21 protein-coding genes are annotated in these 24,722 nt (G+C 46.8%); 17 read left to right on the top strand and 4 right to left on the bottom strand.

Translation table 11 applies throughout. The features are described 5' to 3' along the window. Positions 1 to 23 precede the first annotated feature (23 nt). The 10 genes from BUA56_RS01630 (at position 24) to BUA56_RS01585 (ending at position 12,103) form a co-directional block, all read left to right on the top strand. Positions 24 to 1,514, top strand: coding sequence for a sugar ABC transporter ATP-binding protein (locus BUA56_RS01630; RefSeq protein ID WP_207650890.1), 1,491 nt, complete (start codon positions 24 to 26; stop codon positions 1,512 to 1,514). Beyond that, complete coding sequence (locus BUA56_RS01625) at positions 1,511 to 2,500, top strand: ABC transporter permease (protein ID WP_084067558.1); 990 nt, start codon at positions 1,511 to 1,513, stop codon at positions 2,498 to 2,500. The genes BUA56_RS01630 and BUA56_RS01625 overlap by 4 nt, the downstream gene beginning before the upstream one ends. 17 nt (positions 2,501 to 2,517) lie before the next feature. After that, positions 2,518 to 4,017 carry a trimethylamine methyltransferase family protein gene (locus BUA56_RS01620; protein ID WP_072848505.1) on the top strand — a complete coding sequence of 500 codons (1,500 nt, stop codon included), beginning with the start codon at positions 2,518 to 2,520 and terminating at the stop codon, positions 4,015 to 4,017. Between the two features lie 84 nt (positions 4,018 to 4,101). Then, entirely contained in the window at positions 4,102 to 5,220 is a 1,119-nt protein-coding gene (gene iolN / locus BUA56_RS01615; protein ID WP_072848504.1) for a 3-dehydro-scyllo-inosose hydrolase, read from the top strand. Between the two features lie 17 nt (positions 5,221 to 5,237). Further along, entirely contained in the window at positions 5,238 to 6,710 is a 1,473-nt protein-coding gene (locus BUA56_RS01610; RefSeq protein WP_072848502.1) for a tagaturonate epimerase family protein, read from the top strand. Then, positions 6,698 to 7,765 carry a type II glyceraldehyde-3-phosphate dehydrogenase gene (locus tag BUA56_RS01605; protein ID WP_072848501.1) on the top strand — a complete coding sequence of 356 codons (1,068 nt, stop codon included), beginning with the start codon at positions 6,698 to 6,700 and terminating at the stop codon, positions 7,763 to 7,765. Before BUA56_RS01610 ends, BUA56_RS01605 begins: the two co-directional genes overlap by 13 nt. Further along, positions 7,737 to 9,014: a phosphoglycerate kinase gene (locus BUA56_RS01600; protein WP_072848500.1), complete on the top strand. Its 1,278-nt coding sequence runs from the start codon at positions 7,737 to 7,739 to the stop codon at positions 9,012 to 9,014. Before BUA56_RS01605 ends, BUA56_RS01600 begins: the two co-directional genes overlap by 29 nt. Further along, a complete protein-coding gene (gene larAH6 / locus BUA56_RS01595; protein WP_072848499.1) occupies positions 8,998 to 10,254 on the top strand; it encodes a nickel-dependent malate racemase, LarAH6 family in 1,257 nt (418 codons plus the stop codon). Before BUA56_RS01600 ends, larAH6 begins: the two co-directional genes overlap by 17 nt. A 17-nt stretch (positions 10,255 to 10,271) precedes the next feature. Continuing rightward, on the top strand, positions 10,272 to 11,123 hold the full coding sequence (locus BUA56_RS01590) for a transketolase (protein ID WP_072848497.1): 852 nt from the start codon (positions 10,272 to 10,274) through the stop codon (positions 11,121 to 11,123). A gap of 2 nt (positions 11,124 to 11,125) precedes the next feature. After that, entirely contained in the window at positions 11,126 to 12,103 is a 978-nt protein-coding gene (locus BUA56_RS01585) for a transketolase family protein (RefSeq protein ID WP_084067584.1), read from the top strand. 23 nt (positions 12,104 to 12,126) lie between these two features. On the opposite strand, the gene BUA56_RS01580 is transcribed toward BUA56_RS01585, so the two are convergent. Then, complete coding sequence (locus BUA56_RS01580) at positions 12,127 to 12,573, bottom strand: MarR family winged helix-turn-helix transcriptional regulator (RefSeq protein WP_072848495.1); 447 nt, start codon at positions 12,571 to 12,573, stop codon at positions 12,127 to 12,129. 176 nt (positions 12,574 to 12,749) lie between these two features. Here BUA56_RS01580 and BUA56_RS01575 point away from each other — a divergent pair, with 176 nt between their 5' ends. From BUA56_RS01575 to BUA56_RS01560, 4 genes are all read left to right on the top strand, one after another. Then, complete coding sequence (locus BUA56_RS01575; protein ID WP_072848493.1) at positions 12,750 to 13,442, top strand: response regulator transcription factor; 693 nt, start codon at positions 12,750 to 12,752, stop codon at positions 13,440 to 13,442. After that, entirely contained in the window at positions 13,443 to 14,360 is a 918-nt protein-coding gene (locus tag BUA56_RS01570; protein ID WP_242946701.1) for a sensor histidine kinase, read from the top strand. A 110-nt stretch (positions 14,361 to 14,470) separates the two neighbouring features. Next, positions 14,471 to 15,163, top strand: coding sequence for an ABC transporter ATP-binding protein (locus tag BUA56_RS01565; RefSeq protein ID WP_072848491.1), 693 nt, complete (start codon positions 14,471 to 14,473; stop codon positions 15,161 to 15,163). Continuing rightward, positions 15,144 to 17,639 (top strand): ABC transporter permease, encoded by a 2,496-nt coding sequence (locus BUA56_RS01560; RefSeq protein ID WP_084067557.1) that lies wholly within the window; start codon positions 15,144 to 15,146, stop codon positions 17,637 to 17,639. The genes BUA56_RS01565 and BUA56_RS01560 overlap by 20 nt, the downstream gene beginning before the upstream one ends. A gap of 52 nt (positions 17,640 to 17,691) precedes the next feature. Here BUA56_RS01560 and BUA56_RS01555 read toward each other — a convergent pair whose 3' ends face one another. The 3 genes from BUA56_RS01555 to BUA56_RS01545 are packed head-to-tail and all read right to left on the bottom strand — an operon-like array spanning position 17,692 to position 21,456. Beyond that, positions 17,692 to 19,572 (bottom strand): extracellular solute-binding protein, encoded by a 1,881-nt coding sequence (locus tag BUA56_RS01555; protein WP_072848487.1) that lies wholly within the window; start codon positions 19,570 to 19,572, stop codon positions 17,692 to 17,694. Further along, a complete protein-coding gene (locus tag BUA56_RS01550) occupies positions 19,572 to 20,411 on the bottom strand; it encodes an ABC transporter permease (RefSeq protein ID WP_341443309.1) in 840 nt (279 codons plus the stop codon). Before BUA56_RS01550 ends, BUA56_RS01555 begins: the two co-directional genes overlap by 1 nt. Further along, positions 20,383 to 21,456 carry an ABC transporter ATP-binding protein gene (locus BUA56_RS01545; protein WP_072848483.1) on the bottom strand — a complete coding sequence of 358 codons (1,074 nt, stop codon included), beginning with the start codon at positions 21,454 to 21,456 and terminating at the stop codon, positions 20,383 to 20,385. Before BUA56_RS01545 ends, BUA56_RS01550 begins: the two co-directional genes overlap by 29 nt. Before the next feature lie 273 nt (positions 21,457 to 21,729). Here BUA56_RS01545 and BUA56_RS01540 point away from each other — a divergent pair, with 273 nt between their 5' ends. The 3 genes from BUA56_RS01540 (at position 21,730) to BUA56_RS01530 (ending at position 24,719) form a co-directional block, all read left to right on the top strand. Continuing rightward, a complete protein-coding gene (locus tag BUA56_RS01540) occupies positions 21,730 to 22,800 on the top strand; it encodes a lactonase family protein (protein WP_072848481.1) in 1,071 nt (356 codons plus the stop codon). A gap of 140 nt (positions 22,801 to 22,940) precedes the next feature. Further along, positions 22,941 to 23,882 carry a magnesium transporter CorA family protein gene (locus tag BUA56_RS01535; protein ID WP_072848480.1) on the top strand — a complete coding sequence of 314 codons (942 nt, stop codon included), beginning with the start codon at positions 22,941 to 22,943 and terminating at the stop codon, positions 23,880 to 23,882. 12 nt (positions 23,883 to 23,894) lie between these two features. Further along, complete coding sequence (locus tag BUA56_RS01530; protein WP_072848478.1) at positions 23,895 to 24,719, top strand: hypothetical protein; 825 nt, start codon at positions 23,895 to 23,897, stop codon at positions 24,717 to 24,719. The last annotated feature ends 3 nt before the right edge of the window (positions 24,720 to 24,722 follow it).

Below are 24,722 nucleotides of genomic sequence, written 5' to 3'. Positions count from 1 at the left end.
AGAATAAGACTGGTGGTGATCTAGTGGTCAAAATATTAGAAATGAGGAATATCTCCAAAAGGTTTCCCGGAGTTCTGGCACTGGACGGGGTAAGTCTTACACTGCATGCAGGGGAAATACTTGCCCTTCTGGGTGAGAATGGGGCGGGAAAGTCAACCCTGATGAAAATATTGAGCGGCGCTTACCAGGCGGATCAGGGAGAAATATTTTTAAAGGAAGAAAAAATCATCAGTAAGAACCCTGCAGAGATGATGAAAAAAAATATAGCTGTTATGCACCAGGAATTGAGCTATCTCAATGACCTGAGCATTGCGGAAAATATTTTTCTGGGAAAGCTTCCTATTAATAAATTCTTTCAGGTGGATTATAAGAAGCTTCGGGCAGATACAAAAAGACTGCTGGATATGGTTGGACTTGACCTGGACCCCATGACAGAAGTATCCACCATGACAGTGGCCCAGAAACAGATGATGGAAATCGCCAAAGCCCTCTCCGCCGAAGTCCAGGTTCTCGTATTAGACGAGCCTACCAGCGCTTTAAACGAGACAGAAGTCCAAATATTATTTGGGCTGATCAGACGCCTGGCTGCCCAGGGAAAAGGTATCATCTACATTTCCCATAAGATGGATGAGATTTTTGAGATCTCTCACCGGATTCAGGTGCTCAGAGACGGCAGGCATATCGGTACCGCGCATACAGGAGAGATAACCACAGGCGAGCTTGTGAATATGATGGTCGGAAGAACCATAGACACCATCTGTGCAAAAGAGGGCAGAAGCCCCGGGGACGTGGTTTTGGAAGTGAAAAATCTGGTAACTGCGCGGATAAAGGACATAACATTCTCTGTCAGAGCCGGTGAGGTAGTGGGCCTGTACGGACTTATGGGATCCGGACGCACGGAGCTTGTGGAAGCCATATTCGGCAAAAAGCCAGTAAGCGGCGGAGAGATACGGATAGACGGGAAGAAACTGAGCATCCGATCCCCCAGAGATGCCATCAGGGAAGGAATTGCCTATATTCCCAGGGAGAGAAGGAGTGAAGGTCTGGTACTCACAGAGAGCGTACAGCACAATATGAGCATTGTACATATTGACAAGCTTCAGAAATTTCTCAAGCTGGACTTAAAAAGGGAAAAGACCCTGGTAAGGGAATGGATTCAAAAGCTGCAGATTAAAACCCCTTCTTTGCATACACCGGTTAAAAACCTGTCCGGTGGGAATCAGCAGAAGGCAGTCATTGGAAAATGGATGATGGACGAGATGAAAGTAATTATTCTGAATGAACCCACCAGGGGAATTGACGTAGGTGCCAAGGCAGAAGTCTATCATTTAATAGAAGAATTGTGTCAAAAAGGCATGGCTGTCATTATGATATCCTCGGAAACCCCGGAGATAATGGGGGTATCCGACAGGATCCTTGTAGTCCATGAAGGCAGAATTACAGGGGAATGTGAAAGGGCTGAGTTTAAGCAGGAAACGATTATGCATTATGCAATTGGAGAAAAAAGCCTATGAAAATGAAGGAAGAAAAGAAAGGTCAGGAAGGGTCATTCGGAAAGTTTTTTCAGCAGTCAGGCACTACCATCAGCCTGGTTATTGTCTATATCATTATCTGCATTATTTTCACATTTCTTTCCGAATATTTTCTGACGGTGAAAAATTTTTTGAATATAGGCACGTACGCATCGATTACAGGAGTAATGGCGGCAGGGGTTACGGTGGCCATGCTTCTGGGACATATTGATATGTCCCAATACGCAACGCTGACCATAGCAACTATGACAGTTGCGCTTATGCTCCAGAAGGGGATGCCGGCAGGTCTGACGATTTTGGCGGCGGCAGCTGTAGGGGTATTGTGCGGCACCATTAACGGAGGACTCATTGCAGTTTTCAAAATTCCCGGAATCATTGTCACAATGGGTACCATGCAGGTATTCCGGGGGATTGCCTATCTGACCACCAATGGGAATACGGTAATGATTCACGATTCATCTTTTGGGTTCATTGGAAAGGGGTACGTATTTGGCACAATACCGTTTTGCATCGTACTGATGGCGGCCGTGTTTCTGATAATCGCCTATATCCTGAAATATACAAACTTTGGAAGAAAGATATTTGCAGTTGGAGGCAATGAGCAGGTGAGTTATCTTTCAGGGATACGAACGGGAACGGTGAAGTTTCTCGGCATGGTGATCTCCGGCGTCTGCGCTGCGGCAGCCGGACTTATCACATGCTCCCAGGTAGGGGCTGCCATTCCCTCCACCGGCACCGGATCAGAGATGGAAGTTCTCTCGGCTGTCATCCTGGGAGGGGTAAGTCTGTCGGGAGGGAAGGGGAAGATATCGGGAACTGTAATCGGGGTTCTGATTCTGGCAACTATCCAAAATGGCATGACCCTCCTGAGCCTGCAGTCCTTTTACCAGATGATTATAAACGGAAGTGTTCTGATTCTTGCAGTACTGCTGGATGTGATTAAAAGCGGTGCGTTAAAAAGAGAATAGCAGAAAGGAGAGGCAAGATGCCCAGAGGTAGGATCAAAAGAGACACGTATCTCAACGTTCTGTCTGAGAAAAAAGAGAACAGGATTCACGAGGCATCCCTGGAAATTCTGGAAAAGACAGGGGTTATGGTGCAGGACGAAGAAACCCTGTCCAGGCTGGAAGGGGAGGGCTGCAGCGTAGATTATAAGACGCAGACGGCTAAAATGGATGAGAGCTTTATCATGAAGGGGCTGAAGAGGCACCCGAAGGAGTTCCTGCTGAGGGCTGTGGATCCGGATCAGGACTGCTGCCTCACCAGCGGAAATTCCCTTTTGGTGACAACATCTCCAGGGATGTCAACTGTGGATCTGGATACCTGGGAACCCCGCCTGCCTCTCCCGGGGGAATACTACGAATATATGAGAGTCATCCACGGGCTGGAGGAGATCGACCTTCCCGGGAGTTTTCCCTGGGCGGGGTTTCAGGGCGTTCCGGAGTGTATGAGGCTGATTGAGGGATTCGCGGCAAAGGTAAGATGCAGCGGGAAAGCTTTGTGGGAGGGCAGCACCATGGACAATTATAAGTTTATGGTATCCATGGCCGGGAAGCTGGGTGCAGATGTATGGATGAATACAAATCCCACATCTCCCCTGACGTTTTCCAAAGACACAATGGAACAGATGAAGTATTTCTGTGAAAACGATGTAGTCTTCACTCTTACCAGCGGCCCTATCCCTGGGGTGAGCAGTCCGGCAACTCTGGCAGGGACCCTTGCTCTTAACAATGCGGATATCCTGGCCGGAAATGCCATTGCCCAGATGTATGCACCGGGGTGCAGATGTATGGCGGGGGGAATGATACTGACACTGAATATGCATACAGGAGCCCCTCTATTTGCCAATGCGGCAAGTTATCTGTCGGAGGCGGCCTTTGTCCAGATGTGGAGAAGATACCGGATTCCCTGTGTGACCAACTCTCCGGGCTGGTCCAATGCCAAAAGCATCGACTATCAGGCCGCCTATGAAACAAGCACTGGTTTTCTAATGCTTGCACTGGCAGGGGCCTCTGTGATTCCCTATGCCGGAGGACTTACGGCGGAGCTTACCGCCCATCCGGTAAAAGCAGTCATAGATGCGGATGTGGTCAGGATGGTGCGGAGAATACTGGAGGGGATTGCGGTGGAGAACGAGACGCTTGCAGTATCCCTGATTGATGAAATCGGCTTTGCACCTGCCTCCTATCTGGCCGAGGAGCATACCGTTGACTGGTATAAAAGGGAGCGGTGCGATCTGGAGCTGGCGGATACAGACACCATCTCCGGCTGGCTGGAGAAGGGAAAACCCACTCTGATAGAAAAAGGAAAAGAAAAGATGGATCGGCTGCTTCTTGGCGCACCGGCGTACAGACTGCGTCCAGGGCAGGAGAATGCAGTGAAAGAGGTCCTGGAAGAGGCGAGAGCGTATTACAGGGAAAAGGGAGCCATACAGCCGGAAGAGTGGAAGGCATATAAAAGAGCGCTGGATGCCCTGGAGCTATAAGATACACTTCAGGCAGTGCCGGGGATACATGAAGGTATGTCTCCCTGGTTAGCTGCCTCTGTGAGAAATAAGGAGGAGCCGCATATGGCAGAGATGGATAAAAAATGGATTACTACAGAGAATCCCGCAATCATATTTGAGGACAACGCAGTCGGCAGGATGAAAAAAGAAGTGTGGGATATGTCAGAGAAGGAACTGGATGCAGTGCTCGGGGAGTATGGGATTCCCTCCCCTTCTGAGCTTGGCACCGCGGGCACCTATATTCAGAACACACCCCGGCAGGAGCAAATAGAAAAAAGAAGAAAAAACGATATTGTATTTGTACCGGTGGGGTGTACGGAGAATCACGGGCTTCACGCAAATACAGGCCTGGACACCTTTATGTGTTCACAGATTCTGGAAGGCCTCCGCAGATATACAAAGAAGCAGGGACATGAGGTGAACCTTGCCTTTACTCCCCTGAATTACGGGGGACATCCCTACCATCACATCGGCATGCCCGGTACGGTTATCATGCCTGAGGAAGTAGTGAAGGAATCATTAATTTACTGTATGCTGGGGCTGTGGAACGACGGGTACCGGAAAATCATATTCCTCAACAACCATGGACACCTCTGGATGCTCGAATCTGCCATACAGGAATTCTGCAAGCGCTATCAGCTCCCCGGGATCTTCCGTGTCATTGAATGGCACAGAGCGGTCCGCGAGTTTTTCTATCCCATAGACAGCGAATTAAGCCTTGGCACCCATTTTGTCCACGCAGACGAGGCAGAGACATCTGTGGCACTCCTTATGTTCAGGGATATGATAAATATGGCCTATGTTCAGGATAAACTGGGGGAATCGCTGCTGCCGGACGGGCATATGGATAAATCCGTAGATCCCTTCAGACGGCCCTGCAGGTGGAGTGAGGGGGAAGGGCACAGCGCTATAGAACGTCATGCTACGCCGGAGGGGATTGTGGGGACTCCTTCTCAGTCAGACCCACGCAAGGCGAAGAGACCAATAGCGGCTATTTTAAGATACCTTACACTTCTCCACGACGAGATTCTGGAGACCTATCCGGCGGGAAGCGTTCCTCCTGTTGAAAAAGTTACGCTGCGCACGGCGGAGGAGATGGAACCCTTCCTCAGAGAACCGCTCAGTGAGGGGTGGAAATCGGTGGATGAGCTCCCCAGGATGGGGATTTTTGAAAGGCTGTAAGAAGAAAGAGGAAAAGTATGAACGGATTTGCAGAGGCAGTGTGCAGGCATTACAATAAAAGACCGGACGAAATCTACAGGAATTCCTATGAGGTGAAAGAGGGGATCCAGGTGATGGGAGTCCGGCGGGAAGGTGTAAACTATCTGGCCGTCTCAGGGGAAGGGCGCTGCCTGTTTGCGGGCCGGGATCTCCCTGATTTCAGACAATGCCCTATGAATCATGAAAACAGACTCACGTTAAACCGGTTATTTCCCCATACGGTCCCTCAGGCCCTCGGAAAGGATACCGCCTCCATCGGATGTGGCGACCGTCTGGGAAGGGCCAATGATGCCCATATAAGAGCAGTCTCCAGGGCCCGGATCAGACCGGTATTGGCCCAGCAGAGCATAAGAGAACTGAAGCTGACCGGCCGGGGATATGAAGATGTGATTGACGCTGCGGCCTGGAGTGTCTTTCGGATGGGATGGAAAGAAGGATACGGCGCAGACGGGGATCATCTGAAAACAAAAGAGGAGGCTGCACAGGCTCTGAAGGCCGGCTGCAGTATGATTACTCTGGACTGCTCAGAGGTTCTCGGAAAGCTGGAAGAGGACTGGGATAAGATACGGGAGGCATATGGAAGGATCCCGCCCGGTATAAGAAAAAAGTATGAGAGTAAATATCTTGGGAGCAGCGGGGAAGGGCAGCTGCAGGGAATCCATTTTACGGAGAGAATTCTGATGAAAACCGCAGCGAATTATCATAAGGCCGCAGAGCTGGCAGAGGAGATATACTGTGACGTAGTGAAAAAGGCCCCATCTCCTGTGGATTATGAGATATCTCTAGACGAAACTGACAGAGAGACAACACTGGAGGCGCACTTTTTTATGGCCAGTGAATTATCTGACAGGCAGATCCCTGTGACTGGGATTGCCCCCCGGTTTGCCGGAGAATTCCAGAAGGGGATTGACTATATCGGCGAACCCCGGCGGTTCAGGGAAAATCTGAAAGGACATGTGAGAATAGCCAGGCAGTTCGGATATAAAATCAGTGTGCATTCCGGCAGTGATAAATTCCGCATTTTCTCCGCAGTGGCCGGGGAAACCGGAGGTGTCTTCCATATAAAAACATCGGGAACCAGCTGGCTGGAGGCTGTCCGGATCATTGCCCGTGTGAATCCCCGGCTGTACAGGAGCCTGCACGAGAATGCCCTGAGGCATCTGAAGGAAGCCCGCGCCTGCTATGCGGTCACCTGCCGGACCGAGATGATACCGAATCTGGAGCAGGTGCCTGACTCCAGGCTGGAGGAGTTTCTCCTGGAAGACAACTCCAGGCAGCTGCTGCATATCACCTATGGGTTTCAGCTGGAAAAAGAAAGTTTGCGCAGGCAGATTTACAGCACATTGACAGAATATGATGCCGCGTATGGACAGGCAGTATATGAACATTTCAGACACCACTTGCAGGAGCTTAAGTGTTGGAAAGGAGAGGAAGCAGGATGGCAAAGGTAAGAGTAGGAGTAGCGGGTTACGGAACCATTGGACAGAGGCTGGCGGACGGGGTAGCGCTTCAGGGGGATATGGAACTGGTGGGCGTGGCGGATCTGGCCCCCACTCTCGCAGTGCAGGCATTGCGGGAGAGAGGAATGCCCTATAACCTGTATCTTGCACAGGGCGGAGATAAAAGAATATTTGCAGAAAAGGGAATTCCGGTAACCGGTACCTTTGAAGAATTGGCAGACAGCGTGGACATTATGCTGGATGCCTCTCCCGGGGGCGCAGGCGCAGAGAATAAAAAAATATATGAAGCCAGAGGAGTCAAGGCGGTATTTCAGGGAGGGGAACACAATTCCGTTGCCGAGGTGTTCTTTCACGGATACGCAAACTATGAAAGAGGGGTGAATAAGAACTACCTGAAACTGACTTCCTGCAATACCACGGGGCTGATACGCTCTGTGGACTGTCTGGACCGCAGATATGGCGTGGAGAAGGTGGTTGTCACCATTATCCGGAGAGTAGCGGACCCGGGAGATTATCACAGGGGATTGACAAATGCACTGCAGATAGACCGGGCCCCCAGTCATCAGGCGGTAGACTTAATGACAATCATGCCTCATATCAATGCTACAGGGATTTTAGTGCATACGCCGGTGACTCACGGCCATATGATCACTGTCGTAGTCTCCGGAAAGTCAAAGATTACCAAAGAGCAGGCTCTGGAAGCGTTTCGGGAGCATCCCAGAATCCGGGTAGTCTCTGTAGCGGAGGGGTTCCTGGGAAATGCCTCCTTCTTTAAGTATGCCAGAGATTTGGGAAACCCAAGAGGAGATATGTATGAGATCGGCCTTTGGGAGGACAGTATAGCGGAGAGCGGCAAGGACCTGATCTACGCTATTTATATTCCCCAGGAAAGTGTTACCATCCCGGAAACCATGGATGCTGTACGCGCGGCCTGCGGGATGCAGACAAGCGGTCAGGAAGGTACGGAAAAAACCAATCAGTATCTGCATATCGGTTCATACAGGCAGGAGGGGAGCCATGCGCTATGGAATTCATACGATAGATGATTTCACCTTGGACGGAAAGACGGTACTGTACCGGGCAGATATGAACCAGCCGGTAAACCGGGAAGAGGGGAGACTGGAGAGCTGCAGCAGAATCCGGGCATGCATCCCCACGATCCGGGAATTGCTGGACAGAAATGCTAAGGTAGTAATTCTTATCCATCAGGGAAGTGATATTGAATACCATAATTTCTTTACAACAAAACCGCACAGGGATGTGCTTGAGAAGCTGCTGGAAAGACCCGTGGGATTTCCGGAAGATGTCTGCGGCCCCGCAGCAAGAGATGCTGTGAGGCAGTTACAGCCGGGGGAAGTGCTGCTGCTGGACAATGTGAGATTTCTTGCCCAGGAACAGACGCTGTTCGAGAACGCTTTGAAGCTGTCCTTTGGGGAGCAGGCAAGCACCCTGCTGGTGGAAAAACTGGCGCCTCTGGGGGATTTGTATGTATGTGACGCATTTGCCGCCGCCCACAGAAGCCAGCCGTCTCTGTGCGGGTTTGAACTGGTGATGCCTTCCGCCATGGGGCGGCTGTTTGAAAAGGAATATTGCAGGCTTTCTGAACTGATGGAGAGTCCGAAGCGCCCCTGCACATTTATCTTAGGCGGGGCCAAGGTTTCAGATGCTTTTGGTGTCATGGAGGAGGTTCTGAGAAAGAAAACTGCGGACAGAATACTCACCGGAGGAGTGACTGCTAATCTCCTGCTGGCAGCCGCAGGCATTTCAATCGGTGAAAAAAGCCGGGAATATATAAGCACACATGGATATGAAAGGTATTATGACGTTTCCAGAAGGCTTTTAGGCACGTACAGGGACCAGATAAGCCTTCCTTTGGATGCAGCGTGGGCAGAGGACGGAAAACGGGCGGAAGGAGAAGTGAAGGCAGTTCCTTCCGGCGCCGGCATATTCGACATTGGCAGGGAGACTGCCGCAGAATACAGCAGAATGATTCAGAGCAGCAGCACTATATTTATAAACGGACCAATGGGAGTGTTTGAGAGAGAAGAATTTTCTCTGGGAACACGTAAGGTATGGGAAGCTCTGGCCGGAACAGGGGGAGAGACTATCCTGGGAGGCGGGGACAGCATTGCGGCTGCCGAGCGTTTCTGCGAAGTGGAACAATTCTCCTATGTGAGCACCGGGGGAGGCGCTCTCATACGTTTTTTGTCAGGAGAGGAACTGCCGGTGATTCAGGCGCTGCGATATGGGGCAGAGCTGTTTGCGGGAGATTACAATTATGAAGATAGAGCTTAAGTATGGAGAGGGAATACAGATTGCAGAGATACCGGATAAACACCTGAAAGGGGTGCTTCTGCCAGAGGAAGAGCAGGGGAGAAGAACAGAGGAGGAAGAGATCGCGGATGCCCTGGAATATCCCATAGGGACAGAAAGACTGCGGGATCTGGTACAGCCGGGGCATAGGGCAGTGATTATAACGAGTGATATTACCAGACCTTTTCCTTCGGCCACAGTGCTTCCCTTTGTGCTGAGGGAGCTGGAAGCAGGAGGGATCCCCCGAGAAAATGCTACGGTTGTATTTGCCCTGGGAAGCCACAGAACACATACGAAAGAGGAGATGGCCCGCCTGCTTGGAAAAAAGCTGTGGGGGCAGGTTTCCTGCAGAGACAGTGATCCCCTGGACTGCGTCAGGCTGGGAACAACCGCAAGGGGAACTCCTGTGGATGTTACAAGGGCTGTGGCTGAGGCGGATATTAAAATTTGCCTTGGCAATATAGAATACCACTATTTTGCCGGGTACAGCGGCGGAGCCAAGGCTGTCATGCCCGGTGTTTCCTCCTGGGAGGCGATCCAGAACAATCATAAACTTATGGCCTCAGACCAGGCCGCAGCGGGCCGGCTGGAAGACAATCCGGTGCGGGAAGACATCGAGGAGGCCGGGAGGATATGCGGCATAGATTTTATCTTGAATGCAGTGCTGGACCGGAATAAGAAAATAGCAAAGGCTTTTGCGGGGGATGCTGTGAAAGCCCACCGGGCAGGGTGCAGATATGCAGACAGAGTGTACCGCCGGAGGGTGGATGGCAAAGCAGACATTGTAGTGGTATCCCCTGGAGGCTTTCCCAAAGACGTAAATTTATATCAGACACAAAAGGCGCTGGACAATGCCGCCCACGCAGTGAAAAGAGGAGGCATTATCATTCTGGCCGGGGAGTGCCGGGAAGGAGTGGGCAGCCCTGTTTTGCAGAAATGGCTGACAGAGGCCGAAACACCCCGGAAGGTTCTGGAAAGGATCGCAGCTGAATTTGAACTGGGAGGGCATAAAGCAGCTGCCATAGCCGGGGTACAGGAGAAGGCATCTGTTTATCTGATATCAGAGCTTCCCGCCTCTGTGTCCCAAGCTATGTTTTTTATCCCGGCAAGAACAGTCCAGGAGGCATTGGAGGAGGCCCTTGATATAATGGGAAAAGATGCCTCTGTGCTTGTGATTCCAAGCGGAGGCGCGGTGTTTCCCTATACGACAGAGAACGGATAAGAGAAGGAAGTGAGGAAATGGGAGATACGGATGAAGTAAAACGATTGCAAGAATTCGCCCTCCGGATAAGAATGGGCATTGTGGAGGAAATTCAGGCCAGGGGATTCGGCCATTTGGGAGGCAGTCTCAGCATTGCCGATGCCTTGGCAGTGCTGTACGGGGAGGAGATGAGGGTTCAGCCGGACAATCCCCAGTGGGAAGAGCGGGATATGCTTGTGTGCTCCAAAGGGCATGCCGGACCTGCTGTCTATGCGGCATTGGCGCTCAAAGGTTTTTTTCCTTATGACTGGCTGGTGTCCCTGAATCAGCCGGGAACGCGGCTGCCCAGTCACTGTGACGCGCAAAAAACGCCAGGGGTAGATATGACCACCGGCTCCCTGGGACAGGGCGCCTCTCTGGCGGCAGGACTGGCTCTGGGAAAACTCCTGAAAAGGACTCCCGGCCGTGTTTTCCTGATACTGGGGGACGGAGAACTGAATGAGGGGCAGGTATGGGAAACCTTCCAGTTTGCATCAGCAAAGGCTTTAAGCAGCCTGGTGGTTCTGATTGATAAAAATAATAAGCAGCTGGACGGTTATACCCGGGATGTCCTGGATACGGGTAGTATATTGGATAAAATGCGGGCTTTCGGGTTTGAGAGCGAAGAGATCCATGGGAATTCTGTGGAGGAACTCCGCCGGGCCCTCTCCCGGACAAGAGACAGAAAGGGCATGCCTTCTGCGATTGTTCTGCACACGGTGAAAGGAAAAGGGATCCGGGAGGCAGAGGAGACTATGGCAAACCACAGTATGAATGTCTCTTATGAAAAATGTCAGGAATGGCTGCTGCTTCTGCAGCATGAACTTGAGATGCTAAGGAGGGAGGTGTGACAGTGAGGGTGATTTATAATGGGGAGATGGGAGCCCATCCCCTGAAGGAGGTTTTAGGAAGAACCATCCGGCAGCTGGCAGACGGAAACAAAAAAATCATATATCTGGACGCAGATTTAATGAGCTGTATCTGTATGAGAGAATGGGCTGAAAAAAATCCTGACAGAGGCATAAACTGCGGGATTGCGGAGGCCAATATGATAGGGATAGCCGCCGGGCTGTCTGCTGTGGGGTTTCAGCCGCTGGTACATACCTTCTGTGCATTTGCTTCAAGAAGATGCTATGATCAGGTGTTTTTATCCTGTGGATACGCACAGAACAGCATTACCGTAATCGGAAGCGACCCTGGTGTCTGCGCCGCTTTTAATGGGGGAACCCACACTGCCTTTGAAGATATGGCGCTGTACCGTGCCATCCCTGGATCCACAGTGATTGATATTTCGGATGAAAATCAGCTCATCAGCGCGTTAATTCAGACAGGCGGCAAAAAGGGGCTAACCTACATCCGGACCCCCAGAAAAAGTGCGGCAAAGCTCTACGGCGATTATTCCCATATGCCTGTGGGAAAAGGAATACTGCTCAGAGAAGGAAAGGATGCTGCAGTATTTGCCTGCGGAATCATGGTATGCGAGGCAATGAAGGCGGCAGAGCAGCTGGAAAGAGAGGGCATCTTTGTTTCAGTCATTGATATGTTTACGGTTAAGCCCCTGGATGAGGAGTGCCTTCTGCGGCATGCCAAGGCTTCGGGTCTCGTAGTAACGGCAGAAAACCACAACAAGATCGGCGGTTTGTACAGTGCTGTGACCGAAGTGCTGGCAGAGAAGCTGCCGGTACCGGTTGAATGTGTGGCGGCGGAGGACTGCTTCGGAGAAGTAGGACCCCAGGAATATCTGCAGGAGAAATTTGGATTAAACAGCAATGAGATAGTAAAAAAGGTGAAGCGGGGCTTAGAAAGGCGGACAAAACGGTCTCAGAAATAAACCCCACACAGGAGGGTGCTTCCTTAAGAGCTGCCCTCCTGTGTGGGGATTTTACCGTGCAGATTAGTTTCTATCTTGCTGCAGAATTCTAAAACATGTAATCTTTCCTCCTTTGAAAATCCGGCAAAAATAAACTCTAAATATTCCCTTTGCATCGTCTGCCCGGCCTGAACAATCTCTTTGGAAGCTTCTGTCAGCTTTAAATGGAGCTTTTTGTGGTTAAAGGAATTCATTTCACAGGTAAGATACCCCTTTTGCGTTAACTCTTTTACAGCAAGCGAGACATGTGATTTTTGCATTTTTCTTAATCTCACAATATCTGCAGAGGTATCGAAGCGTTTATTATTTGCAAGGAACAGTAAAATGTCTAACTCTGCAGAAGAAATTTGAAAGCGGCTTATGACAGTCTTCTTTCGGTTAAAATATTCTTTTTTAAGTGATGCGATAAGCAGCCAGTAATCGTTTTCCATTATGCCCTCCTGTATTTAGTACCAATACTAAAAGTATAGTTCTGTTTTGAACTTATGTCAACTGCTGGAAAGTGTGAATTTTTCCCTGTTTCTGCAAAGAAAGAAAATATATTGAGATACCTATGTAAGTGACGTATAATGAAAAATAAAAGATGTTGTACAAGAGGGGGATTTGCATGATTCAGAAAAATGAAAAATCGATTATGATTCTGGAGGACGATGATGATTTGGCAGAAGGAATCGCACTATCCCTGCAAGACAAAGAATTGAGCTTTATGCTTTGTAAAACCATAGGAGAAGCAAGGGAAATATTAAAAAATAATGAATTTGACTTGCTGATTTTTGATATAAATCTCCCCGATGGAAGCGGACTGGAATTCTGCCGTGAAGTAAGGCGTATGGTAAACGTTCCGATTGCTATATTAACTGCAAGAGATATGGAACTTGATATTGTTAAAGGTTTAGAGAGCGGAGCGGATGATTATATAACGAAGCCATTCAGTTTAATGGTGCTTCGGGCAAGAATCCGTGCCTTGTTAAGAAGAAACAATCCGGAATCAGAAAAAGATTATAGGGATTCTGTTTTTTTGTTTCGTTTTGCGTCTATGGAATTCTTCAAGTCTGGCAAACCCATAGAGTTAAGTAAAACGGAACAAAGAATTTTGTATTTATTAGTATCTAATCCAAATAAAATCATAACACGTGAACGTCTCTTGGAGTGGGTATGGCCTGACGGAACAGAGTATGTGGAAGATAATGCCTTGTCAGTTGGAATACGGAGACTGCGGGATAAAGTAGAAGATGATTCTTCAAACCCGGCATTTATTAAAACTGTATACGGCAAAGGCTATATATGGGAGAGCCTGTAAATGAATATGTTTATCGTGCTTTTCGTTATGATTCTAATCAATATAAGCATTACTTTTTTAGCAATCTATTTATACAAAAAGAAAATGTTTGTGCAGTATAACCGTATGCTGCAAAGACTGGATCGTGTTCTTGCCGGCAAAAGGCTGGATACTGTCTATGATGAATCTTTGGATTCTGCGATTTCAGAGAGGCTAAATCGCATTATAGAGTTAACGGAAATTCAAACAGGAAGGGCTGAGTCAGAGCGGGATATTGTAAAATCTTTAATTTCAGACATTAGTCATCAAATCCGCACGCCGCTGGCGAATATTACCCTATATATTGGATTGTTAAAAGAAGAAATAGCAGAGGAAAAAGCCATTCGTTTGTCAGATAAGATAGAGAAGAATGCTGAGAAATTAGATTCTTTTATGAAAGATTTGATAAAATCTTCTTATGCGGAACAAGAATTGATTTCTGTTACTCCCCGTTATATGGAAGTGGATGAATTGATAAAAAAAGGGTGTCAATACGTTGAACTGGAGGCTCTTAAGAAAAATATACAAATCGATGCTGAATATCATGGCTATATGGGATACGCAGACCCTAAATGGACAGAAGAAGCAATAGGAAATATCATTGAAAATGCGGTTAAGTATTCTCCGGAGGGTACATCTGTGAGAGTAGATTCCATACAGTATGAAACATTTGTCTGCATACAAATAAAAGACAATGGCATCGGAATTCCGGAAGAAGAACAAGGAAAGGTTTTTCAGCGCTTTTACAGGGCTTCAAATATAAGAGATAAACAGGGGTATGGAATCGGACTCTATTTGGCCAGAGAAGTGTTGCGCAGGCAGCAGGGATATATAAAATTAAAATCCGTACAAAATAAAGGTACTACAGTTGAAGTATTTCTTTTGAAAAAGACCTCTTAAAATAAAGCTTCTTTCTCAACTCTTCAGATTGTGTCAAAACTGTCATGTTCTGGAAAGAATTGAGAAAGAAGCTTTTGTTATGATTGAGAAAAAGGAAAGGAGGATGGTACATGGTAATTTTATCCGTAAAAGGCTTAAAGAAGTATTTTACAATGGGAGAAAATATTGTAAAAGCTCTGGATGGGATCGATTTAGAAATTCAAAAAGGAGAATTTCTTGCTATTGTTGGAACCTCAGGGAGCGGAAAATCAACGTTACTAAATATGCTTGGAGGGATGGACAACCCAACTTCCGGGGAGGTGATGATAGATGGGCATGACATATCTAAAATGTCAAGAGATGAACTGACCATCTGCAGAAGAAGAAAAATAGGATTTGTTTTTCAAAATTACAATCTGCTTCCTTTACTTAACGTATATGAAAATATTGTACTCCCTATTAAATTGGATGGCATTCAGCCGGATGATACCTATATAGATACCATATTAAAATTACTAAATTTAGAAAGCAAAAAATATGCTATGCCAAACCAGCTGTCCGGGGGCCAGCAGCAGCGTGCTGCACTGGCAAGAGCACTGGCGGCAAAGCCTACGATTATACTTGCAGATGAACCAACTGGTAATCTGGACAGTAAGACCAGCCAAGACGTTTTAGGCCTGATGAAAGTATCAGGTTTAAAGCTGGTCCAAACAATTGTGATGATTACACATAATGAAGAAATCGCACAGATGGCTGATCGGATTATACGGTTAGAGGACGGAAAAATCGTAAAAGGCGGTGCAGATGATGTGGAAAGTAGATAGTAAAAGGGTTATATCGGACATTGCCAAAACGACATATAAATCTAACAAAAAAAGGAATATAGTAACGATCACTGCGATTTTTCTGACGACATTTTTACTATGTACTGTAATTTCTATTGGATTAAGCTATTGGGATACCGTTTCCTTACGCCAGCAAAGAATGAATGGTATGGACTACGACATTGAATTAACGGAGCCAAGGGAGGAACAAGTATCTGCGATTAGAGATATGGATGAAGTAGCGTATGCAGGTTTATGCGTCAAATGCTCCATAGGATCAAGATATGGTAACAGGGAACTTGATAAAATAAAGTTTTTTTGGGCAGATACTATTTGTTGGGAAAAACAAGTAATCCCTGCACTGGAATCATATTCTGGTTATTACCCGCAGAAAGAAAATGAAATCATGTTGTCCAAGAGTGCCTTAAGAGCTATGGGGATTGAGAGGCCAGCGGCCGGCATGAAATTACCGATCACCTGTGAAAATTTAGCAGAAGGGTTTAAAAACGATGAGACAGAAAAGGAGTTTGAACTTAGCGGATGGTTTTTAGATTATACAGGGGAGAGTAAGGGGTATGTATCAGAAGACTTCTATAAATCAACAGGTGTCAGACAGACAGACTTAACACAAGGGTCTCTAAAAATATCGCTCAAGAATCCTCTGTATTCAGAAGCGGATATTATTCAAATGCAAAATGCAGTTAAGTTAGCTGGAAATCAGATTATAGAGGCGGATTATGATACCATTTCAAATTTTTGCAAAACCATAGCCGCACTGTGCATGATGCTGGTGCTTGTGTTTTTCAGCGGATATTTATTTATATACAATACGTTATATATTTCTGTAAATAAAGAGATTCGCTATTATGGCCAGCTAAAAACTTTAGGGACGACTTCTGTACAGTTAAAGAAAATTATTTATAAACAGGTTATCTGGAACTCTATCATTGGGATTGGCCTTGGATTGCTGCTTTCGGCGATGATAGGAAAGGGAGTGATTCCGCTGGTCCTGCAAAGTGTAAATCCCACCATTGACAAATATGACGCAGGAGATGCATCTATATGGGTATTTATAACTGCGGCTGTATTCGCTGCAGTCACAACATTCATCGGCAGCAAAAAACCAGTAAAAATTGCAGAAAATTTTTCCCCTGCAGATGCTATGCGATATATTGGAGTATCAGAGAAAATAAAACAAAGGAACACACGGGGCGGAGACATTGCTTCCATGGCAAGGCAATATCTTTTTCGGGAGAAAAAACAATTTATTATTATCCTGCTTTCCCTGAGCTTGGCGGTTTCGCTGTTCGAAGTCATAAATGTTGTGATTTCAGCGAATAATGCAAAAAATATTCTGAACCATACCTGTGACTATGATATTCGGGTTTTGAATCTCACGTTATTAAGCGACAGGGAAGAACAAGTCATAACCAAGGGATTGTTAAAAAAAATAGAAAAGACAGATGGTGTGAAAGATGTACGTGTTTTGACTTCCGCAACAGCTATTGTACCTTATCAGGAAGATATTTACGGCGATTATTATAGAGAATTATATAATTCCAGATATACTCCGGGGAACTATGAAAAGGATATGGAACTTTATAAAATACAGCCTGATTATTATTCTTTTACCTGCAGAATTGTGGGCATTGATTCTAAGGAATTTGATAAAATCAATCAGTCATTGGATAAACAGGAATTTGAAAATGGGAAAATTGCTTTTGTTTCTAAGACTTTTACAGCGGGGAGCAATGGCATTCCCGGGAAGGCGGTTCGCTTTTCCATTCCCACATCCGTACAGCCGAAAAAAGAAGAACAAATAAAAATCGGTGAAGTTTTAGATACGTTTCCGGCACATTACTCTGCCGGATATACACCGGATATCATTGTCAGCCATAAATATCTGGAAAAACTGATGGGAGAAAAATTGTTAATTGAAATGATTAAGATTGATTATGACGAATCATTTTCCCAGGACACGGAAACGGCAATCTTAGGTTTACTGAAAGATAACCCAAAACTTTCAGCGGAATCAAAATTACAGAGATATGCGGATATGAAAAATACAGAAAATCAAATTATAATTTTAGGAGGAAGCGTTGGACTTATTATCATGTTACTGTCCCTTTTGAATTTTGCAAATATGATGTCAGCCAGCATTCAAAACCGCTCAAAGGAATTTGCAATTCTGGAAGGTATCGGCATGACAAGAAAACAAATCAGGTATATGATAACACTTGAAAGTCTGTATTACGCGGGATTAGCAATTATTATATCCTTGTTGATAGGCCTGCCGGCCAGCTATTTTGTTTTCAACAGTTTCAACAGATACGGCATTCCATTCTCATTTCCTGCCGTGAGGAATCTGGTGTTGTTTGCAGCTATTATACTTGTCTGTGTGTTTACCGCTTTATGCATTCTGGATAAATCAAAAAATGAAACAATTATTGAGTTACTGCGTAAAGAGGACAATTAAAGGGGAAGAATGGAGAACGGGAATTATTCTTCCCCTTAAGGTATTCTCTGTGTTAGCTGGATTTCACTTTATTCCAAAGCTCATTATAATAACTGTCCACATCATCCCCCAGGAAGCGGAAGGTCTCACAGTTTTTCAGATCTTCCCCTGTGGGAAACGCGATGCGGCTGTTTCTGATCTCTTCATCTTCTATGAGCTTACGCCCCTCCAGATTCGGGGTAGAGTAAGTGATGAATTCAAAATTCATAAGGGCAATATCCGGGCGGCAGAGGAAGTTGATAAAGGCTTCTGCGTTCTCCTTGTTTTCTGCATTCTTGGGGATTACCCAGGAATCGATCCAGACATTTGAGCCTTCCTTGGGGATTACATATTCCAAATTGTGGTTTTCTCTCTGCGTATAGATTGCCTCTCCGGAATAAATGACGCCGATGGCAGCCTCATTGCCTATCATTTTATCCCTCACCTGATCAATGACATAAGCCTGAACCAGAGGCTTCTGTTCGATCAGATCATTGGTGGCCCGGGTAAGCTCTCCTACCTCTGTGGAATTCAGAGAATACCCCCGGCGCTTCAGAGCCACGGCAAAGGCATCCCGGACACTGTCCTGCATAAGAATGTTGTCCTTATAAGCTTCATCCCACAGCACATCCCAGCTGTCTATGGGTTCATCCACCATTGTTTTGTTGTAGAGGATGCCCACGGTGCCGAAACAGTAGGGGACTGAGTATTTGTTTTCCGGGTCAAAGCTTTTTGACTGATCCATATAAGTAGGGTCAATATTCTTTATGTTGGGCACATTGTCCCAATTAATCTCCGCCAGAAGGTTGTTCTCAATCATGCGCTGAATCATATAATCAGAGGGACAGACCACATCATAGGCGATGGCATGGGAGAGAATCTTGGGGTACATGATCTCATTGGTTTCATATTCCTCATACACCACATCAATTCCGGTTTCCTTCTCAAACAGTTCGATAGCCTCCGGATCCAGATATTCTCCCCAGTTATATACCACAACCTGTTCATTGGAGGCAGAGGTTCCCTGCACCCGGTAGAAGATTCCGCCGCCCACGATAAGGAGAATAAGTGCCACCGGAATCACCTGGCGCACGGGAAGGCGTCTCTGCTTTGCCGAGGGATCCTTTGTGCGGCTTTTTGGTTCTTTGGGTGAGGTATTTATAAGTATCATCAGAAGGATAACGGTAGCAAACAACAGCGTGGACAGGGCATACATCTCAGGACGTATTCCTTTTCTTACTTCGGAATAAATTTTTGTGGACAGTGTGTCTACTCCAGGTCCCTTGGTAAAATGCGTGATAATAAAATCATCCAGGGACATGGTAAAGGCCATAAGAAATCCGGAAACCACGCCGGGCAGAATATCCGGAAACACCACTTTAAAAAAGGCATACACCGGGGAGGCCCCCAGATCCAGCGCAGCCTCGTAGGTTCGCTTATTGGTCTGCCTGAGTTTGGGCATCACGCTTAAGATAACATAGGGAATGTTAAAGGTGATGTGCGCCAGCAAAATGGTGCTAAATCCCAGGGTAAACCGGCAGGCGATAAACAGCAGCATCAGGGAGATGCCTGTGACGATATCGGCATTCAGCATGGGAATATTGGTGATGCCCATACAGATGGTCCTGGCCCGGGATTTCATGGAATGGATGCCGATGGATGCCGCAGTGCCGATGACAGTCGCCGCAATGGCTGAGACAAAGGCAATAATCAGTGTCGTGTAAAGGGCATTCATAATGGCATTGTCCTGGAACAGGGAGATATACCATTTTCCCGTGAATCCCCCCCATTTGGCTCTTGACTTAGAGGCATTAAAGGAGAGGATGATCAAGGTTCCGATTGGGGCATACAGCAGGAATAAAATCAGTCCCAGATAAATCTTTCTGCCGATAAAATGTGTCTTCTTCCGGTTCATCAGAACATTCCTCCTTCCCCGTCTTTGTCGTATTTATTCATCACTGCCATACTCAGGAGAATGAATACCATCATTACCAAAGAAAGACCGCTGCCCACATGCCAGTTGCTGCCCTGCTTGAACTTCTGCTCTATGACATTTCCGATTAGAAGGATTTTGCTTCCTCCCAGGAGGTCGGAGATGACGAAGGTAGTCAGAGCCGGTACGAATACCATAATAATCCCGCTGATGACTCCGGGCATGCTCAGAGGGAGTATAATCTTCCGAAAGGTATAAGCCTCCGTCGCGCCCAGATCCCGGGCTGCATTGATGATGTCTCTGTCGATTTTCAGCAGGGCGTTGTACAGGGGCAGTACCATAAAGGGCAGAAAGTTGTACACCATACCCAGGATAATGGCATAGGGCGTATTGATAATCTGCAGAGAGGGCAGGTGCAGGAACCCAAGTATCTGATTGATCACCCCGTTTTTCTCCAAAAGCGTCTGCCAGGCCATTGTGCGCAGAAGAAAATTCATCCACATGGGAAGAATAAAAATCAGGACAATAAAGCCGGACTGGCTGACATTCATATTCACCAGGATCATGGCCAGGGGATAGGCCAGAATCAGACAGACAGCTGTGCTGATGATGGACAGGATCAGAGAGAGCCCCAGGGCCTTAAAGTTTTCCCGGGTGCCGATGGCCAGGAGATTGCCCAGGGTAAAGCCTCCGTCCTCCCCGGTAAGTCCGTAATAAAATATCATGGCAAGGGGTATGAGGATAAAGGCGGCCGCCCAGATGAGATACGGCCCTGTGAGTAATTTTTTATGACTATTCATCGATGGATACCGCCTCCTCATCCTCAGACTCTGGTTTGTTCATGATCTGTATATCAAAGGGATCTACATGGAGTCCCACCCGCTGGCCCACCGGGGACATGTCGGTACTGTGCACCAGCCAGCAGAAGCCGTTGGCCTCCACCTCCATTTCATAGTGCACACCTTTAAAGATCAGGTGGGTGACGATTCCCTGCATGGTCCCCTGGCTGGGGTCCACAAGATCAATATCCTCCGGGCGGATGACCACATCCACCGGTTTGTTTTTGCCAAAGCCCACGTCCACACAGGGGAATTTCACCCCCAGTATCTCCACCAGCTTATCCTCCAGCATGATGCCGTCCAGGATATTGCTCTCGCCGATAAAGTCAGCCACAAACGCATTCTGGGGTTCATTATAGATATCTTCCGGAGTCCCCATCTGCTGAATGTAGCCCTGGTTCATAACAATAATTGTGTCAGACATGGTAAGGGCCTCTTCCTGATCATGTGTGACATAGATAAAGGTGATTCCCAGCTCATTTTTCAGACGGATGAGCTCATACTGCATATCCTGCCGAAGCTTCAGATCCAGTGCGCCCAGAGGTTCGTCCAGGAGCAGAACCTTAGGCTCATTGACAATAGCTCTGGCGATGGCCACCCGCTGCTGCTGGCCGCCGCTGAGAGAATCGGGATATCTGCTGCCGAATCCCTCCAGATTTACCAGCTTTAAAGCGTAATGGATCTTATCCCTGATGTAGGTATCCGTCTTTTTTGCTATTTTAAGTCCGAAGGCAATGTTTTCCGCAATGGTCATGTGGGAAAAAAGTGCGTATTTTTGAAATACCGTGTTAAGATTCCGTTTGTTGGGAGGCAGGCTGGTAATATCCTCCCCGTCAAAAATCACCTGCCCCGAATCCGGTGTCTCAAAGCCGCCCATAATGCGCAGGGTGGTAGTTTTGCCGCAGCCGCTGGGGCCCAGAAGTGTCAGGAACTCATTTTCCCTTATGGAGAGATTCAAATTATCTAAAATCACCTGATCATCATAGGATTTCGTTATATCTATCAAATCAATTAAAATACGATCCATTTCCAGTCTCCTTTGTACGGGCGCTTTAACCGCCTGGCAAATAAGATATTTTTCCTTATTTACCAGGCGGCTAAAGTACCATTCTTAGACAAATTATACAGGAAGAGACGGGTATGTCAATACCATTTTTTATGTTTCCCATAATAATAAGAAGAAATTTTACACAGTTTTCTCCCTGGGAGGGAAGATGTTAAAAATACGTAATAAGATTGTGCAAAGAAAAAGTTTGTGGTAGAATGTTTAAAGATTAGTGTAAAGTTAGGAGGGTATTGCATGAATAAAGAGAAATATGTGGCATATGTAGGAACCTATACCCATGGAAGCAGTATCGGAATTCATCTGTATGATCTGAATGTGGAAGAAGGCACGATGAAGGAACGGAAAGTAATTCCTGTCAATAACTCTTCCCATATAGCAAAATCTAAGAACGGCAAATATCTGTACTCTATCGCGGATGAGGGTGTGGCCGTATTCTCCATAGCACCCGACGGTGATCTTACCTTCATCAATCAGGTAGATATCGACGGCATGAGAGGCTGTCATCTGTCCACAGATGTGGATGGCAAATATCTTTTTGTTTCCGGCTATCATGACGGAAAAGTTACGGTGGTACATACCCACAGGGACGGCAGGCTGGGCAGCGTTATGGATGGTGTGTTTCACAGGGGTCTGGGCAGCGTGGCTGAGAGAAACTTCCGTCCCCATGTAAGCTGTGTAAGGCCTACGCCGGACAACAAGTATCTCTGCGCAGTGGACAATGGAATTGATCAGATTAAAATTTACCGGATCAATGACAGAACCCATAAACTGGAGCTGGTGGATGTGCTCAGATGTAAAAGAGAGTCTGCACCCAGAAATATCAAGTTCAGCAAAGACGGCAGATTTGCCTATGTAATATACGAGCTGGCCAATACCATTGAGGTGTATTCCTACGACGGAAACGGAAAGCTGCCGCAGTTTGAACGCCTCCAGGAAATCAGCGTACTGGCTGCCACAGATGATGAAAAGCACGATGCAGCTTCCGGAATCTGCCTGTCACCGGACGGCAGTCATCTGTTCTGCTCCACAGCGGGGGAGGACACGGTGGGAATGTTTGAAGTAGATCCCGCCTCCGGTCTTCTGGAGAAAAGGTTTGTGCTGCCCATAAGCGGAGAGTACCCCAAGGATCTGGAGATATTCCCCGACGGAAAGCACATTGCAGTTGCCAATCATGCATCCAATACCATTACGACGTTTACAATTGACTATGATAAGAATATTTTAGTTATGAAAGGGAAACCACTGAAAGTAGAGACGCCGAATTGTATCCTCATATCTAAAATAGAAGAAAGCCCTGTGAATTAAGAAAGGAAGTGTTGTTCATGGAAGGTGGGCCTAGTCCTAGGTGGGATAGAATTTTTGAAAAAATGAATACTAAAGTTCTATAGGCAGGATGCGGCCATTTTTCGCTGCCCTCTGTCTGTAGGCAGCGAAAGGAGATAACCATGATTAGAGTTTTTAAGACAATAGATGGAAATATCCATCAGGTAAATGAGGCGACAGAGGGCTGCTGGGTGGCACTCACAGATCCAACGGCGACAGAGCTGTTCGAGATCTCCAACAAATACGGGATAGAGGTGGACGATCTCAGGGCGCCCCTGGATGAGGAAGAGCGTTCCCGTATTGAAGTAGAGGATGAATATACCTTGATTCTGGTGGATATCCCGGTCATCGAGGAGAGGAACGACAAGGACTGGTATGGGACCATCCCCCTGGGCATTATTGTCACAAAGGAAATGATATTTACTGTCTGCCTGGAGGATACCCTGATTTTGGAGCGTTTTATGGACGGCCGTGTCAGGAATTTCTATACGTATATGAAGACAAGATTTATACTTCAGATTCTGTATAAGAATGCCAGTATGTATCTGCATTATCTGCGTATTATTGACAAGAAGAGCGTAGAGGTGGAAGAAAAGCTCCACCTGTCTACCAGGAACCAGGAGCTGATAGAGCTTCTGGAGCTGGAAAAGAGCCTTGTATACTTTACCACGTCTCTGAGGGCCAACGAGGTGGTTTTAGAAAAACTGCTGAAGGTGGAAAGCATAAAGCAGTATCCGGAAGACACAGATCTTTTGGAAGACGTTATTATTGAGAATAAACAGGCCATTGAGATGTCAAATATATACAGCGGGATTTTAAGCGGTATGATGGACGCTTTTGCCTCTGTAATTTCCAACAATCTGAATATTGTGATGAAGTTTCTGGCAACAGTAACCATTGTAATGTCCATACCCACCATGATTTTCAGCGCGTACGGCATGAATGTCAACAGTGCGGGGATGCCCTTTGCGGGAAGTCCCTACGGATTTCTGATTGTGATTTTACTGTCTCTGCTGTTAAGCCTTGTGGTTGCTTTTATTTTCTCAAAGAAAAATTTATTTTAAGTAAGGAGCATTATGAAGTTTTTCAATAAATTAGAACGAAAATATGGAAGATATGCAATTTCAAATCTGACCAGATATATTATCATCTGTTATGTGATAGGATATCTGCTTGCACTGGCGGCGCCATGGCTTCTTACCATGCTTACCCTGGACCCTGGTAAAATTCTCCGCGGACAGGTCTGGCGTCTGGTAACGTGGGTTTTAATTCCTCCCGGAGGACTAAGCATATTTACTATTATTATGCTGTTTTTCTATTATTCTTTAGGGTCAGCCCTGGAGAAAACCTGGGGGGATTTCCGATATAATATGTATATTCTCACAGGACTTGTGGCAACCGTGATCGGTTCCTTTATCCTGTTTTTTGTGTCAGGGGGCAGCAACTACAGCGGTGCCTTCAGCACCTACTATATTAACCTGTCAATTTTTCTGGCTTTTGCAGCCAGCTACCCGGATATGCAGGTACTGCTCTATTTTGTAATACCCATTAAAATCAAATGGATGGCGTACCTGGATATTGCGTACCTGGCTATTTCCTTCTATCAGTCCGGCTGGGGGGGAAGGGTGGCGATCATCGCATCCTTGTTTAACTTTATTGTATTTTTCTTTGCCACCAGGGACTTAAACCGGATATCGCCAAAGGAAATCCACAGAAAGCAAAAGTTTGCCAAAGCAGTGAATCCCACCCGCACCGGGGACGGGGTGACAAAGCACAAATGCGCAATCTGCGGCAGGACTGAAAAGGACGGAGCCAACCTGGAGTTCCGTTTCTGCTCCAAATGCAATGGGAATTATGAGTATTGTCAGGATCATTTATTTACACATGAACATGTAAAGTAGAGG

The sequence above is a fragment of the Lactonifactor longoviformis DSM 17459 genome, assembly GCF_900129135.1.
Taxonomy (GTDB): domain Bacteria; phylum Bacillota; class Clostridia; order Lachnospirales; family Lachnospiraceae; genus Lactonifactor; species Lactonifactor longoviformis.
The sequence above is the reverse complement of the archived record's forward strand: the minus strand, read 5'-3'. Positions and strand labels throughout refer to the sequence as shown.

What these genes read in the sequence shown, in the direction of transcription:
- BUA56_RS01550 (WP_341443309.1), bottom strand. Translation starts at nt 20,411, where the DNA reads ATGAGGAGGCGGTATCCATCGATGAATAGTCATAAAAAATTACTCACA.
- BUA56_RS01590 (WP_072848497.1), top strand. Translation starts at nt 10,272, where the DNA reads ATGGGAGATACGGATGAAGTAAAACGATTGCAAGAATTCGCCCTCCGG.
- BUA56_RS01555 (WP_072848487.1), bottom strand. Translation starts at nt 19,572, where the DNA reads ATGAACCGGAAGAAGACACATTTTATCGGCAGAAAGATTTATCTGGGA.
- BUA56_RS01540 (WP_072848481.1), top strand. Translation starts at nt 21,730, where the DNA reads ATGAATAAAGAGAAATATGTGGCATATGTAGGAACCTATACCCATGGA.
- BUA56_RS01535 (WP_072848480.1), top strand. Translation starts at nt 22,941, where the DNA reads ATGATTAGAGTTTTTAAGACAATAGATGGAAATATCCATCAGGTAAAT.
- BUA56_RS01610 (WP_072848502.1), top strand. Translation starts at nt 5,238, where the DNA reads ATGAACGGATTTGCAGAGGCAGTGTGCAGGCATTACAATAAAAGACCG.
- BUA56_RS01545 (WP_072848483.1), bottom strand. Translation starts at nt 21,456, where the DNA reads ATGGATCGTATTTTAATTGATTTGATAGATATAACGAAATCCTATGAT.
- BUA56_RS01600 (WP_072848500.1), top strand. Translation starts at nt 7,737, where the DNA reads ATGCGCTATGGAATTCATACGATAGATGATTTCACCTTGGACGGAAAG.
- BUA56_RS01620 (WP_072848505.1), top strand. Translation starts at nt 2,518, where the DNA reads ATGCCCAGAGGTAGGATCAAAAGAGACACGTATCTCAACGTTCTGTCT.
- BUA56_RS01530 (WP_072848478.1), top strand. Translation starts at nt 23,895, where the DNA reads ATGAAGTTTTTCAATAAATTAGAACGAAAATATGGAAGATATGCAATT.
- BUA56_RS01560 (WP_084067557.1), top strand. Translation starts at nt 15,144, where the DNA reads ATGATGTGGAAAGTAGATAGTAAAAGGGTTATATCGGACATTGCCAAA.
- BUA56_RS01570 (WP_242946701.1), top strand. Translation starts at nt 13,443, where the DNA reads ATGAATATGTTTATCGTGCTTTTCGTTATGATTCTAATCAATATAAGC.
- BUA56_RS01580 (WP_072848495.1), bottom strand. Translation starts at nt 12,573, where the DNA reads ATGGAAAACGATTACTGGCTGCTTATCGCATCACTTAAAAAAGAATAT.
- BUA56_RS01575 (WP_072848493.1), top strand. Translation starts at nt 12,750, where the DNA reads ATGATTCAGAAAAATGAAAAATCGATTATGATTCTGGAGGACGATGAT.
- BUA56_RS01565 (WP_072848491.1), top strand. Translation starts at nt 14,471, where the DNA reads ATGGTAATTTTATCCGTAAAAGGCTTAAAGAAGTATTTTACAATGGGA.
- larAH6 (WP_072848499.1), top strand. Translation starts at nt 8,998, where the DNA reads ATGAAGATAGAGCTTAAGTATGGAGAGGGAATACAGATTGCAGAGATA.
- BUA56_RS01625 (WP_084067558.1), top strand. Translation starts at nt 1,511, where the DNA reads ATGAAAATGAAGGAAGAAAAGAAAGGTCAGGAAGGGTCATTCGGAAAG.
- BUA56_RS01605 (WP_072848501.1), top strand. Translation starts at nt 6,698, where the DNA reads ATGGCAAAGGTAAGAGTAGGAGTAGCGGGTTACGGAACCATTGGACAG.
- iolN (WP_072848504.1), top strand. Translation starts at nt 4,102, where the DNA reads ATGGCAGAGATGGATAAAAAATGGATTACTACAGAGAATCCCGCAATC.